The sequence below is a fragment of the Arthrobacter sp. C152 genome, assembly GCF_054890965.1.
The window spans coordinates 31,382-44,160 of record NZ_JBTZSU010000035.1 but is presented as its reverse complement, the minus strand read 5'-3'; the positions used below and the strand labels follow the sequence as shown (position 1 = coordinate 44,160).

General features: G+C 66.9%; 12 protein-coding genes. 8 read left to right on the top strand and 4 right to left on the bottom strand.

Translation table 11 applies throughout. The annotated features are described in order from the left end of the window. Positions 1–90 precede the first annotated feature (90 nt). Entirely contained in the window at positions 91–627 is a 537-nt protein-coding gene (locus ACYSM9_RS18285; RefSeq protein ID WP_461858375.1) for a TspO/MBR family protein, read from the bottom strand. 121 nt (positions 628–748) lie between these two features. Between ACYSM9_RS18285 and ACYSM9_RS18280 the strand changes: the two genes are divergently transcribed. The 3 genes from ACYSM9_RS18280 (at position 749) to ACYSM9_RS18270 (ending at position 4,853) form a co-directional block, all read left to right on the top strand. Further along, positions 749–1,882 carry a lipid II:glycine glycyltransferase FemX gene (locus ACYSM9_RS18280; RefSeq protein ID WP_461858374.1) on the top strand — a complete coding sequence of 378 codons (1,134 nt, stop codon included), beginning with the start codon at positions 749–751 and terminating at the stop codon, positions 1,880–1,882. Between the two features lie 128 nt (positions 1,883–2,010). After that, positions 2,011–3,327, top strand: coding sequence for a peptidoglycan bridge formation glycyltransferase FemA/FemB family protein (locus ACYSM9_RS18275; protein WP_461858373.1), 1,317 nt, complete (start codon positions 2,011–2,013; stop codon positions 3,325–3,327). A gap of 35 nt (positions 3,328–3,362) precedes the next feature. Beyond that, positions 3,363–4,853, top strand: coding sequence for a threonine/serine exporter family protein (locus ACYSM9_RS18270; protein ID WP_461858372.1), 1,491 nt, complete (start codon positions 3,363–3,365; stop codon positions 4,851–4,853). Here the strand turns inward: ACYSM9_RS18270 and ACYSM9_RS18265 are convergent. After that, positions 4,850–5,689: a siderophore-interacting protein gene (locus ACYSM9_RS18265; RefSeq protein WP_461858371.1), complete on the bottom strand. Its 840-nt coding sequence runs from the start codon at positions 5,687–5,689 to the stop codon at positions 4,850–4,852. The two genes, ACYSM9_RS18270 and ACYSM9_RS18265, sit on opposite strands and share 4 nt — an antisense overlap. Positions 5,690–5,703: 14 nt before the next feature. Next, positions 5,704–6,474 carry a uracil-DNA glycosylase gene (locus tag ACYSM9_RS18260; protein ID WP_461858370.1) on the bottom strand — a complete coding sequence of 257 codons (771 nt, stop codon included), beginning with the start codon at positions 6,472–6,474 and terminating at the stop codon, positions 5,704–5,706. Between the two features lie 93 nt (positions 6,475–6,567). On the opposite strand from ACYSM9_RS18260, the gene ACYSM9_RS18255 reads away from it, so the two are divergent. The 5 genes from ACYSM9_RS18255 to groL all read left to right on the top strand — a co-directional run bounded on the left by ACYSM9_RS18255 (position 6,568) and on the right by groL (position 11,156). Further along, positions 6,568–6,897 carry a DUF3263 domain-containing protein gene (locus tag ACYSM9_RS18255; RefSeq protein WP_461858369.1) on the top strand — a complete coding sequence of 110 codons (330 nt, stop codon included), beginning with the start codon at positions 6,568–6,570 and terminating at the stop codon, positions 6,895–6,897. Positions 6,898–6,941: 44 nt separating this feature from the next. Beyond that, entirely contained in the window at positions 6,942–7,583 is a 642-nt protein-coding gene (locus tag ACYSM9_RS18250) for a LytR C-terminal domain-containing protein (protein ID WP_461858368.1), read from the top strand. A gap of 157 nt (positions 7,584–7,740) precedes the next feature. Then, on the top strand, positions 7,741–7,947 hold the full coding sequence (locus ACYSM9_RS18245; RefSeq protein ID WP_461858367.1) for a cold-shock protein: 207 nt from the start codon (positions 7,741–7,743) through the stop codon (positions 7,945–7,947). Continuing rightward, complete coding sequence (locus ACYSM9_RS18240) at positions 7,944–9,233, top strand: ABC transporter substrate-binding protein (protein WP_461858366.1); 1,290 nt, start codon at positions 7,944–7,946, stop codon at positions 9,231–9,233. The genes ACYSM9_RS18245 and ACYSM9_RS18240 overlap by 4 nt, the downstream gene beginning before the upstream one ends. A gap of 288 nt (positions 9,234–9,521) precedes the next feature. Next, on the top strand, positions 9,522–11,156 hold the full coding sequence (gene groL / locus ACYSM9_RS18235) for a chaperonin GroEL (RefSeq protein ID WP_461858365.1): 1,635 nt from the start codon (positions 9,522–9,524) through the stop codon (positions 11,154–11,156). An 82-nt stretch (positions 11,157–11,238) separates the two neighbouring features. Here the strand turns inward: groL and ACYSM9_RS18230 are convergent, their stop codons facing one another. Continuing rightward, the gene (locus tag ACYSM9_RS18230) at positions 11,239–12,549 is read right to left on the bottom strand and encodes an ABC transporter substrate-binding protein (protein ID WP_461858364.1); all 1,311 of its coding nucleotides are present in this window, start codon (positions 12,547–12,549) and stop codon (positions 11,239–11,241) included. Positions 12,550–12,779 lie beyond the last annotated feature (230 nt).

Genomic DNA, 12,779 nt, shown 5'->3' with positions numbered 1-12,779 from the left:
GACAAATACAAGGAAACAGCGATGGGCGGCCTCGCCGTCAACGTCGTCGAATGCTGACGGCTGCCCTGCCGGACCGCCGCCCGCAGCTCCCTAGTTGTGTGCGGCCGCCCACCAGTTAAGGGAGGCGGCAAAAACCAGCCAGGAGACATACGGCAGCAGGAGCAGCCCGGCCGTCCGGCTGATGGGGCCAAAATAGAGTACCGTTACGGTAACGGCGGCAATGAGGGCGATGATGATGCCAAAACCGAGCCACAAGGCTGTGGTGCCCCAGGACGGGTAGAGGGCGAAAAACACCGGGGTCCAGGCCAGGTTGAGCACCAGTTGGATCCCGTACACCGCGAGGGCCGGCCGCGTCCTGTCCGTCCGCCTGCGCCACACCAGCCAGGCGGCAACGGCCATCGCCGTATACAAGGTAGTCCAGACCGGGCCGAACACGCCGTTGGGCGGGGACCACGGCGCCTTGTCCGCCGTGGCGTACCAGCCGTTGACGTTGCTGGCCGACGCCAGGCCGCCCAGTCCTGCCACCACCAGGGACGCCACCAGGAACCCGGCAAGCGCGGCGGCCTGGATCCCTGCACCGTACGGCTCCCCACTCCTGGCGGTGCTCTGTTCCCCATCCGGCGTCATTCTCCAACCCTTGCCGAACCCCGTCAGCCCCGTCAAGGCGCCGCTCCGCACCCGGCCGGCGCCATGCCAGGCAGCCGGGGGGAGAAGGCCGCAGTGGCCGAGGCTTTAGACTTGAGGCTGCATGTCCGCACGCATCCAGAACCACCGAAACCGCGCACACACCCGATTGGACACGGCCCCCTTGCGAGAATTCACCGCACGTTTTGCCACAGCCGAGGAAATTGAGAACTGGGACAAGCACGTCACGGCCAACCCGAACGGCGGCAACATGCTGCAGTCTGCGGCCTACGCATCGGTCAAGAACGGCAGCGGCTGGAAAGTCCGTTTCCTGGTGCTGGAGGGAGCGGGAACCTCCAGCTACAACCTGGTCCTGGAGAAGAAGGTCCCGCTGCTCGGCAGGCTCTGGTACCTGATCAAGGGACCCGACCTGCAGACCGCGCAGGACCTCAAACCTGCCTTGGAAGCCTGCGCCGCCTTGGTCCGCAGCCAGAAGCTGAACGTCTTCACCATCAAGATCGAACCGGACGTTGTGGACTCCGCGGAGGCGCAGGCGCACCTCGCCGCGGCCGGCCTGGCCAAGGCCCCCAACATCCAATCCAACGATTCCACCGCCCTGCTGGATATCTCCGGTACCGGGGAAGAAGTCTTCAAGGCGATCTCCTCCCGGGCCCGCAACGCCATCCGCCGGGCCGAGCGCGAGGGCTGCCAGGTGGTCCGGCAGGAACAGGGGCCCGACACGTACCGGGCCCTCTATGACCTGATGGCCAACACCGTCAATGCCAAAGGCTCCATGCCGCTGCGCAGCTACGACTACTACGCCCGCTTCTGGGACGAATTCTGCGACCGCGGCCAGGGAAACTTCTTCTTCACCTACGAGGACGGCAAACCCAGCGTGGGGGCCTTCGTGATCAACTACGGCGCCAAGGCCACGTACAAGGATGGCGGGTCCACCCAGAACCGCAAGCAGTACGGCGACTCACACCTGGTGCAGTGGGCCGCAATCCGCCGGATGCAGGAACTTGGCTGCACCGAATACGACTTCTGCGGCACGCCGCCGGCCTCCCGCATCAAGGACAAGAGCCACAACCTGTACGGCATGGGCATGTTCAAAACCAGTTTCACCAAGACCGTGACCGACTTTGTGGGCTGCCACGACTACGTCCTGGCCCCGCTCCGGAACCGGATCTGGCTAAGCGGCGGAGAAAAGGTGTTCCGCCGGATCGAGACGGCGCGGACGGGCCAGCAGTTCTACTGACCGCCGCTGCGGCCGCACACCCGCTGCCGCCCCCGCCAGTGCCGCGCCCCGGCGCGGCTTCCCTCCGAACACGTCAAGCCCAGCGCGTGCCCGTCCGGCCGTGCAGAGTTCGAAAAGAAGGTCATCCCTTGAATACAGTTCCCGCCGCTACCGAACTCGAGTACGCCATGCTCAGCGACGCCGACTTCGAGGCCTTCGCCCTGAAGCATCCGCAGAACAGCTTCCTCCAGTCCATCGACTTTGCCCGGTTCCAGCGCTCGCGGGGACAGCAGGTGGAACTCTTCGGGGTCCGGCGCGACGGCGAACTCGTGGCGGCCGGGAAGCTCAACTACACCACCACCCGCCTGGGCTACACCGTCTGCGAATGCGCCAAGGGCCCCCTCCTGGACTATGCCGACGCCGACCTGCTGCCCGCCGTCGTCGAACTTCTCCGCAAACACGCGGCCGGGCGCAAAGCTGCCGAGCTGCGGATCTCACCCAACATCCACTACATCGCGCGGGACGAGGACGGCGCCGAGCACCCGGAGATCGAGGACAACCGGCCACTCGTGGCAGGGCTGGAACGCCTCGGATTCCAGCACCAGGGCCTGGACATGAACTTCGTCAACGTGAACTGGATGTTCATCAAGAACCTCGAAGGCGTCCAGGACGCCGAGGAACTGATCATGAGCACCAGCTACCGGACCCGCAAGGCCATCCGCAAGGCGGAGAAGAACGGCGTCTTCCTGGAACAGGCCACCCTGGAAACCCTGGACGACTTCTACGGTGCCTTGAGCCGGGCCGGCGACGAAAAGGGCTTCGTGTACCGCGAACGCGCCTACTACGAGCACCTGCTGCGGACCACATCGCCGGAGTTCACCAAACTCATGATGGCCAAGATCGACATCCCGGCCTACCGGAAGTCCATCACCGAACGCCTGGCCGCGGAATCGGCCACGGCGGACGGACTTCGCCGCGAGGTGGAGGAAACAGGCAGCAAGAAGAAAGCCAACCGGCTCAAGGTGGTCCAGGACCTCGTGGACAGCTACGAACGCAGCCTGAAGGACATTGAACGGTTCCCCGACTCAGTGGGCACCGCCACCGTGGCAGCCATCCACTTCGTCTGCTACGGCGACGAGGTGGTGTGCGTCATCGGCGGCACCGTCCAGGACTACATCTACTTCAACGGCGCCACCTCCCTGTACTGGGGGATGATGCTGCACGCCCTGGAAAAGGGCTACCCGCGGTACAACTTCTACGGGACCTTTGGCATCTCCGGACAGGACGAGGAAGGGCACGGCGGCTACGAGTTCAAGAAGGGCTTCGGCGGGGAGGTGGTCCAGCTCGTGGGCGACTTCGTGCTGCCCGTCCGGCCCGCCGTTTTCCACGCCAACCGGCTCGCCAGGAACGCGGCCGCCGCTGCCCGCACCATCCTGGGCAAGCTGCCGCTGAAGCGGAAAGCCTGACTGAACGTACATCGCGCACTGGGAGGAGGCGGCCAATGACGGACCGGCCAGAACACCACGGCGGCAGGCCGAAGACTGACGGCCTGCCCAAGACGGAACCGCTGACCCCCGCGCAGCTTCGGCAGGACGCCGCCGCCAAAAGGATGCTGCGCCGCCTGGTGCAGGGCGAGAACCCGCCCACGGCGCCCCTGAGCATCGTGGACCGGCTGGCAGGCAGCCCCTACGCCAACCCCACCATCCAGGTGGGCGGCGTGGACACCTCCGCCCGGAAAACCCTGGACTTCGCGCTGCACCTTGCCGAAACGATGTTCCGTTACGGTGCCGGTGCCCTGGAGGTGGAGACCAGCATCATCGCCGTCACCGCCGCGCTGGGCCTGAAGAACATCGAAGTGGACATCACCAACCAGTCCGTCGGCATCAACTACGCTCCCAAGGACCAGACGCCGATCGCCCTGCTGCGGGTGGTTCGCTCCTGGACCAACAACTACGCCGGACTGGCCAAGGTCCACCAACTTGTCACCGACATCGTGGCCGGGGGAGTGGGCCGCGACGAGGCCATCCGCCGCCTCAACGAGGCCATCACCAGCCCCAAACCGTTCCCGCGCTGGATGGTCACGGTGGCCTTCGGCATTTTCGCCGCCGTGTTCGTTGGAGTGCTGGGCGGCGGCCCGGTGTCCTCGGTGATCGCGTTCGCGGCCAACATCGGCATCAGCCTGCTGGCCCGGCAACTGGGCCGGTGGCGGGTGCCGGACTTCTTCATCACGGCCAGCTGTTCGTTCGTGGTGACCATGCTCGCCCTGCTGCTCTGGCAGTTCGGCCTCACCAACTCGCCGTCCATCGTGGTGGTGGGCGGCATCCTGCTGCTGCTGCCCACGGGGCGGCTGGTGTCCTCCGTGCAGGACGCCATCAACGGCTTCCCGGTCACGGCCGCCGGACGGTTCCTCTCAACGCTGCTGACCTTCGGCGCCATCGTCGCCGGCATCGCCGTGGCGTTTGTGGTGGGGGAACTGACCGGGCTGCAGCGCATTGACGTCACCCAGACCTTCCCGCCGGCTTACGACCTGTGGGTCCTCATCCTCTTCGTGGCCGCGGCGGTGATGGCCATCGCCATCACCGAACAGACCAGCTGGAAGCTCCTGCTGCCCACGGCAGCCGTCGGCGTGGCAGGCTACCTGGTGTTGCTCGGCGCGGGACTGCTGGGGATCGGCGACCGTTTCTCACCCGCCCTCGCCGCGGTCGTCATCGGGCTGCTGGCACGGGTGGTGGCACTGCGGATGGGCGCCCCGCAGCTGGTGGTGGCGGTCCCGGCCGCCCTGATCCTGCTGCCCGGCCTGACCATCTTCCGCTCCATGTATGTGCTCACGGTCGAGGAATCCGAGATCCTGCTGGGGGCCGGCGGGATGCTGAGCGCCGGCGCCATTGTGCTGGGCTCGGCCGGCGGCATCGTCCTCGGCGACGTGCTGGCGCGGCCGCTGACGCGGAGCCTGGCGAGCAACGAACGGCGCCGAGTCGCCCGGCGCCGCTAGATCTGGCCTACGGGCAGCTTCTTCTCCGCCTGGAAGACATCCTCCACGCGGCCCTGGGCCCAGTACCCGGAGAGGGAAACCTGCCGGCGGTCCAGCCCGCGCTGCTTGAAGAAGACCTCCCGCAGGGCCTTCATGTAGCCGCGTTCGCCGTGCGCAAAGACATCCACGGTGCCCTCCGGCCACACAGCGTCCGCCACGGCGTTGACCAGCAGCCCGCTCGAGCCGGCAGGGGCGCCCTTGCGGGTCAGCCAGGAGACAGTGACGCCGGCGGGGGCGGCGAGCGGCTGGATGTCGGCGTCGGAACCGACCTCCAGGAAAGCCAGTCCCTTGGCGTCGGCGGGCAGCGACTCGATGGCCGCGGCGATGGCCGGCAAGGCCGCCTCGTCCCCGGCGAAGAGGTACCAGTCCGCGTCAGGATCCGGGTTGTAGGCGCCGCCGGGACCGGTAAAGGTCAGGGCATCACCGGGCTGCGCCTTCGCCGCCCACGGACCGGCCAGCCCCTCGTCGCCATGCACCACGAAATCGATCGCCAGCTCCCGGGCGGCCTCGTCAACCCAGCGAAGGGTGTATGTGCGGGTGAACGGCCACTGCTCCCGCGGCATGGTCTCACGCACGGCCCAAAGATCCAGCGGGGAGGGGTACTCGACGCCGGGCTGCGGAAAGACGATCTTCACGTACCGGTCCACGAAGCCGTTGTTGACGAACCCGTCGAAGCCGTCCCCGCCGGCCACGATCCGGACCATGTGGGGCGAAAGCTGCTCCGTGCGCAGCACCGTCAGGTTGACCTGCGGCCGGTTCTTCTTGGTGGCGCTGGTATCGGCGGGAACAATGCTCATCAGGCCAGCCTAAGCTAGGCCACCGGCGGGAGCTCCCAGGTTACGTCCTGCGCACCCTGTTCCCGGAGCAGCTGGTTGACCCGGCTGAACGGCTTTGAGCCGAAGAATCCGCGGGAGGCTGACAACGGACTCGGGTGCGCGCTCGCCACCACGGGGGTGCCGCCAAGGTACTGCCGCACGCCCTCCGCCTCCTTGCCCCACAAAACGGCCACCAGCGGCACCCTGGCCCCGTCCGCGTCCCGCCGGTTGGCGACGGCGGTGACGGCCGCCGTCGTAATTTCCTCCCAGCCTTTGCCACGGTGCGAGCCCGCCTCGCCCGCCCGGACCGTGAGGACACGGTTCAGGAGCAGCACGCCCTGCCCCGCCCAGGCCGAAAGGTCCCCGTGGACCCGCGGCGGAAGGCCGAGATCCGACTCGAGTTCCCGGTAAATGTTGGCCAGGCTGCGGGGGATCGGCCGCGTGCGCGGGTCCACCGCGAAAGACAGCCCCACGGCGTGGCCGGGCGTGGGGTACGGATCCTGGCCCACAATGAGGACTTTCACGCCCGCGAGCGGCTGGCGGAAGGCACGCAGGACGTTCGACGGCGGCGGCAACAGCGGGTGCCCCGCGGCCTCTTCCGCCGCGAGGAACGACAGCACGCCGCGCAGCTTTTCCTCGACGCCGGCCAGGGCCGCCGCCCAGTCGGGGGCCATGAGCCCTGCCAGCGGTAATTCTGCGAGGTCCGCGAACCTGACGGTGTCCGCGGGGTCCTGCTGCAGTTCGAACAGCGCGTCGGATTCAACCATCGTCCCATTCTGGCAGGAGCCCAAATGACATGTCTGTTATTCGCCCGTAGCATAGGGGTCAGACATTGACCGTAACCAGCGAAGGAGTGTGGCGTGGCGGAACCGGCCCGGGAACACCTGCCGGAGCAGGAACCGCGGAAGTCCCTCCTGGCAGACTTTTCCCTCCGTGACTCTTCCCTTACCGAGCGCGAGCAGCAGATGCTGGCGCTGGAACGGCAGTGGTGGAAGTATGCCGGAGCCAAGGAACAGGCGATCCGCGAGCTGTTCGACCTCTCCGCGACCCACTACTACCAGCTGCTCAACGCCCTGATTGACCGCGAGGATGCACTGGCCCACGACCCCATGCTGGTGAAGAGATTGCGTAGACTACGTACGTCGCGTCACCGTGCACGTACCGCCCGGCGCCTGGGGTCCGACGCCTAAGACCCCCGCCACGGCCCCCCGCAGCAATTCCCAAGGATGCATCCATGACCAAATACGCCCGCGATGAATTCGACAAGATTCCGGAAACCGGCTCGCGACAAGGTGTCCACCGGACGGCTTCGGCTCCGGCCCGGGTACGGCTGTGGCCCATCCTGGCGGTGGGGGTGGCCGCCCTGGCCATCGGGCTGGTGTCCTTCCTGATCCTTCCGAAGCTCGGCTTCGGCGGAGTCGAAAGCCAGGCATCGGCAAGCATGGAGGCCAGCCCCCTCGCGGTGACCGGATCCACCCCTTCGGCCCAGGCGTCCGGGTCTGCGGCTGCCTCCGCCACTGCCACGGCGCCCCCGGCCTCCGCGGAGCCCTCCGCCGGCAGCAGCGCCGGGCCCACGGCGTCGGCCATCGGGCAGGCCGTGGTCAACAAGGCGCAGGCAGTGGCGGTGTACAACGCCACCGGCACGGCCGGACTTGCGAACCGGGTGGGCGGAACCGTCCAGGCTGACGGCTGGCGGCTGGGCCAGGTAGGCAACTGGGCCGGCGCCCCGCAGAGGTCCTCGGTGGTGTTCTATGCCGGTGAACAGCAGCTGGCCAGCGCCCAGGCCCTCGCGGCCCTGCTGAACATTCCCACGGTGGTGGACAGCTCCGAGTTCCAGGTGCCCTTGGTGGTGGTGCTCGGCCCCGGCTACCGGTAGCCGCACTCCTCGTCACGCCTCCATAACGTTCCTCCTCCGGCGCCGGTGCGCGCCTGCGGCAGCTACCGGCATTGGCTAGAGTGGCTTCCAACCGGCCCGGCCGGACTGCACGCGACAGCACGGACCCGCCCGGTCTTAACGGAAAGAGTTGGTCACCATGGCATTGGGAACCGTCAAATGGTTCAACGCCGAGAAGGGCTACGGCTTCATCACCGTCGACGGCTCCGGGGATGACATCTTTGTCCATTGGTCAGCCATTGTGGGCGAGGGCTACCGCGCACTCGACGAGGGCCAGCGCGTGGAGCTGGAAGTGGGCGAAGGCGAAAAAGGCCCGCAGGCCGAAAACGTCCGGCCGGCCGAGTGAAGCTGGCCATCCGTTCCACCGTCTTTTCCCGTCCGGCCGCAGCCCTGTCCGCTGCCGCTGTCTTCGCCCTTACAGGCTGCTCGGGGGTCACCGGCAACGCGCGGGTGGAAGGGGTGGACGCGTCCGGTGACGGGATCCTCCGCGTGGGCCTGATCCTGGACAACACGGGGACCAACGCCTTCCTGAATGCACCACAGCTGGCCGCCGCCAAACTGGCCGTGCAGGAGATCAACGCCGCCGGTGGCCACAAGGGCCGGCCGGTGGAACTGCTGCCGGTGGACCAGGGCCAGGACACGGCCGGGCAGGCGCGCGGGCTGGTGGCTGCCAAGGCGGATGTGGTCATAGGACCCACCGACTCCAGCCACGCCGCCGCCGCGGTTGAGGTCCTGTCCCGCGCCCGGACACCGCTGATTTCACCGGCGAACACCGCGGCAGCCCTGAGCGGGATCGACAGCGAGGGCTACTACTTCCGCACGGCGGCGGCGGACATCGCCCAGGGGCCGGTGCTGGCCAAGCTGGCCAAGGACGCCGGAGCCGGCTCCGTCAGCGTGGTGTCCCAGGACGGCGCCTATGGCAAGGAACTCTCGGAGGCGGTGACCGAAGCGGCCCGGCAGTCCGGCCTCACTGTCCTGCCGGGCGGCATCTTCAAGCCCGGGGACGCCGCAACCGCGGCGGCCGCCGTGGCCAAGGCCAAGCCGGACGCCGTCGTCCTGATAGCCCGGGAGGGTGCCCAGGGCGCGCTGGCGGAACTGAACAATGCCAGGGTGGGCGGAGCCCGCATCCTCCTCAGCGACGGCGCCTTTGGCCGTTACGGGTCCAGGCTCGGCTCCCGCGCCCTGGAGGGGGCGCGCGCCGTGGTCCCGGGCCAGCTTCCCACCGCGGTTTTCCAGGGAAGGCTGCTTGGCGTTGACGGTTCGTTGAAGGACGTCTCGTACGCCGCGGAAACCTACGACGCGGTGACGCTCGCGGCTCTGGCGGCGGCCCGCGCGCAGGACGATGCGGGGCGGTCCATCGCCGCCAACCTGATCCCGGTCTCGGGCGGGACCGCGGCTTCCGGTACGGCCACGGCGGGCGGAGCGGCGCAGCCCTCTGCCCCGTGCCGCACGTACAAGGAGTGCCTGTCCGGCCTTGCCGCGGGGTCAGAAGTGGATTACGACGGCGAATCCGGCCCGGTTGCCTTCGACGCGCACGGCGACATCACCGCGGCCACGTTCACTGTGTTCACGTACGGCGCGGACAACAACCCCACGCCCACCGGCCGGGAGACGGCGGGCCGCGCAGGCTGATCGCCCTGGGCGAAGTACCGTGGCTGGAGGCCGCCGCAGCCTCTTTTCGCTTGCACTCTCACCTGGGGAGTGCTAATTATTGACTTAGCACTCTGACGTACCGACTGCTAAAGCAAAGCCTGGTTCCGGCCGGCGGAGCGGGCACCGGTCGAGGAGCGAAGGAAACACCTCACTTCAGTGAGATCCCTGCCCGGGGGCATACAGAGGCCGCCGTCAAAGGATCGTCCGTCGCGGGCACTGCAGCGAAGGTTCATTCTTAACGACTGTCCCGAAAGGACTACTGCCGTTATGGCCAAGATCATTGCATTTGATGAAGAGGCACGCCGCGGCCTTGAGCGTGGCCTGAACACCCTCGCCGACGCCGTTAAGGTCACCCTCGGCCCGCGTGGACGCAACGTCGTCCTCGAAAAGAAGTGGGGCGCCCCCACGATCACCAACGATGGTGTTTCCATCGCCAAGGAGATCGAGCTGGACGATCCCTACGAGAAGATCGGCGCCGAGCTGGTCAAGGAAGTTGCCAAGAAGACCGACGACGTCGCCGGCGACGGAACCACCACCGCCACCGTGCTGGCCCAGGCCCTGGTCAAGGAAGGCCTGCGCAACGTTGCCGCCGGCGCCGACCCGCTGTCCCTCAAGCGCGGCATCGAGAAGGCCGTTGAGGCCGTCACCGCCGAACTGCTGAACTCCGCCAAGGAAATCGAGACCAAGGAAGAGATCGCCGCCACGGCATCCATCTCCGCCGGTGACGACGAGATCGGTGCCCTCATCGCCGAAGCCCTCGACAAGGTGGGCAAGGAAGGCGTCATCACGGTCGAGGAGTCCAACACCTTCGGCCTGGAGCTCGAGCTCACCGAAGGCATGCGCTTCGACAAGGGCTACATCTCCGCCTACTTCGTCACCGACGCCGAGCGCCAGGAGACGGTCCTTGAGGACCCGTACATCCTGATCGTCAACTCCAAGATCTCCAACGTCAAGGAACTGGTTGCTGTCCTGGAGAAGGTCATGCAGTCCAACAAGCCGCTGCTGATCATCGCCGAGGACATCGAGGGCGAGGCCCTGGCCACCCTGATCGTCAACAAGATCCGCGGCACCTTCAAGTCCGTGGCCGTCAAGGCTCCGGGCTTCGGCGACCGCCGCAAGGCGCAGCTGGCCGACATCGCCGTCCTCACCGGCGGCCAGGTCATCTCCGAAGAGGTTGGCCTCAAGCTGGAAAACGCCGGCCTGGAACTCCTGGGCCAGGCACGCAAGGTTGTTGTCACCAAGGACGAGACCACCATCGTTGAAGGTGCAGGCGACGCCGACCAGATCGCCGGCCGCGTGTCCCAGATCCGCACCGAAATCGAAAACTCGGACTCCGACTACGACCGCGAGAAGCTGCAGGAACGCCTGGCCAAGCTGGCCGGCGGCGTTGCAGTCATCAAGGCCGGTGCCGCCACCGAGGTTGAGCTCAAGGAACGCAAGCACCGCATCGAGGACGCTGTCCGCAACGCCAAGGCTGCTGTGGAGGAAGGCATCGTCGCCGGTGGTGGTGTTGCCCTGATCCAGGCCGGTGCCAAGGCATTCGCCAACCTCCAGCTCTCCGGCGACGAAGCAACCGGTGCGAACATCGTCCGCGTTGCCATCGACGCTCCGCTGAAGCAGATCGCCTTCAACGCCGGCATGGAGCCGGGCGTCGTCGTCGACAAGGTCCGCGGCCTGCCCGCCGGCCACGGCCTGAACGCAGCCACCGGTGAGTACACCGACCTGCTGGCCGCCGGCGTCAACGACCCCGTCAAGGTGACCCGCTCTGCCTTGCAGAACGCGGCCTCCATTGCCGGCCTGTTCCTCACCACCGAAGCTGTGGTTGCAGACAAGCCCGAGAAGGCTTCTGCCCCCGCCGGTGGAGACGACATGGGCGGCATGGGCGGCATGGGCGGCTTCTAAGCCATCCTGCCGGGCCTGCCCCGCTGAAACGAAATGCGGCCCCCTCTACGGAGGGGGCCGCATTTTTATTGCCGGGGCGGGGCTATTTCCGGGCCGAGTCGAGCATCCCCTGGACTTCCTTCGTGAACGCTTCGGCGGCTGCCTGCGGCGTCAGCCGGTCGTATAGGACCTCGTCCGTGTAGCGCTTGATGACGTTTTGGACGCTGCCTGCACCCACCGGCGGGACCGGCGGTGCGCCCTTGATGTCGGGGGCGATGTCCTTGAGGAACCCTACAACGGTGGTATCGGCCGGCTTCAACGAAGTGGAGATCCCGCTGACGATGTCGGCGTTTGTGGGAACGCCCCTGTCCGTCATGAGGATGCCGCCGGCTTCGGGGCTGTTGGTGAGGTAGTTGATGAACTCCGCGGCCTGTTCCGGATGCTTGGACCGCGAGGACGCGGACCAGAACATGGTGGGCTTGTAATACATCCCATTGTTGGCCGATGACCCATCGGTGCTCGGCGCCCGCAGCATCCTGATGCTGCTGCCGGTAGTGGACTCGAGCGAACCGAGCTGGTTGGTCCACCACCAGGCCATGCCCACGCGGTTGGTGCCGAACAGGCTTTGCTCCAGACTCGCGCCGGCGTCTTCCGTTGCCACATTCGCCGGCGGGCTGGCCTTTTTGTCCCGCTGCTCCTTGAGCCGCTCCCAGAACGATGCGGCCGTGGCGGTGTCGAAGTCCAGCTTGCCGTCCTGGGAGTAGAGGTTCTCGCCGTGCTGGCGCAGCCAGATGATGAGGTCCGCCTCGTTGCTGCCGTAGGCGGCGCCGTAGTTCTTCCCGTCGCCGGCGGCGCTGATTTTCGCCGCCGTGTCCACGAAGTCCTTCCAGGTCCAGGTTTTGTCGTTGGGCAGCGGGACGCCGGCTGCCTCGAAAACCTTGGTGTTGGCCATGATGACGTAGGCGTTCTGGCCGGTGCTGAGGCCGTACTGGGCGCCGTCGTACTGGCCCGAGGCGAGTGCTTCCTTGTCCAGCTTGGAGGTGTCGATGCCGCTTTGCTTGGAAAGGTCCATCAGGGCTCCGCGTCCGCCGTATTCGGCGATGTACTTCTGGTCCATCTGGATGACGTCCGGCGCGTCATTGGCGGCTGTCTTGGTGGCGAGCTTGTCCCAGTAGCTGGACCATTCGCCCGGCTCCGTCTTGATCTTGATGTTCGGGTGGGAGGCCTCGAATGCCGCGATCACTTTATCGGTCTGGGCGTTGAGGTATTCGTTGCCCCACCAGGCAAAGCGGAGGGTCACCTGCCCGTTGTCGCCTGAACCGCCGGGGGCCCCGCACCCCGTGGCCAGGATGGAGAGGGCCAGTGCGGCGGCGCCCAGCTGGAACCTGCGCCGGCTTACGACTGGAATCGTCATGGATGTTCCTTCCGGAAAAGATTGACCGCGTCCTCGAAGGCGGCAACGTTGCCGCTAGGCTGAGAAAGCGTTTTCTGACTTGTTCAGCGATTGTTTCGCGAATTCCGGGATGGCGTCAAGGGGTGTGGGTAAACGTTTTCCGAGTGAAGGGCGCGCTGGTGGTTGCAGTTCAGTTGGCGGGCCGTGCCGCTGCCGACTTCCATTGTCGCCCCCGTCTGGCAGGATGGACC

What these genes read in the sequence shown, in the direction of transcription:
- ACYSM9_RS18285 (WP_461858375.1), bottom strand. Translation starts at nt 627, where the DNA reads ATGACGCCGGATGGGGAACAGAGCACCGCCAGGAGTGGGGAGCCGTAC.
- ACYSM9_RS18230 (WP_461858364.1), bottom strand. Translation starts at nt 12,549, where the DNA reads ATGACGATTCCAGTCGTAAGCCGGCGCAGGTTCCAGCTGGGCGCCGCC.
- ACYSM9_RS18245 (WP_461858367.1), top strand. Translation starts at nt 7,741, where the DNA reads ATGGCATTGGGAACCGTCAAATGGTTCAACGCCGAGAAGGGCTACGGC.
- ACYSM9_RS18270 (WP_461858372.1), top strand. Translation starts at nt 3,363, where the DNA reads ATGACGGACCGGCCAGAACACCACGGCGGCAGGCCGAAGACTGACGGC.
- ACYSM9_RS18260 (WP_461858370.1), bottom strand. Translation starts at nt 6,474, where the DNA reads ATGGTTGAATCCGACGCGCTGTTCGAACTGCAGCAGGACCCCGCGGAC.
- ACYSM9_RS18250 (WP_461858368.1), top strand. Translation starts at nt 6,942, where the DNA reads ATGACCAAATACGCCCGCGATGAATTCGACAAGATTCCGGAAACCGGC.
- ACYSM9_RS18280 (WP_461858374.1), top strand. Translation starts at nt 749, where the DNA reads ATGTCCGCACGCATCCAGAACCACCGAAACCGCGCACACACCCGATTG.
- groL (WP_461858365.1), top strand. Translation starts at nt 9,522, where the DNA reads ATGGCCAAGATCATTGCATTTGATGAAGAGGCACGCCGCGGCCTTGAG.
- ACYSM9_RS18265 (WP_461858371.1), bottom strand. Translation starts at nt 5,689, where the DNA reads ATGAGCATTGTTCCCGCCGATACCAGCGCCACCAAGAAGAACCGGCCG.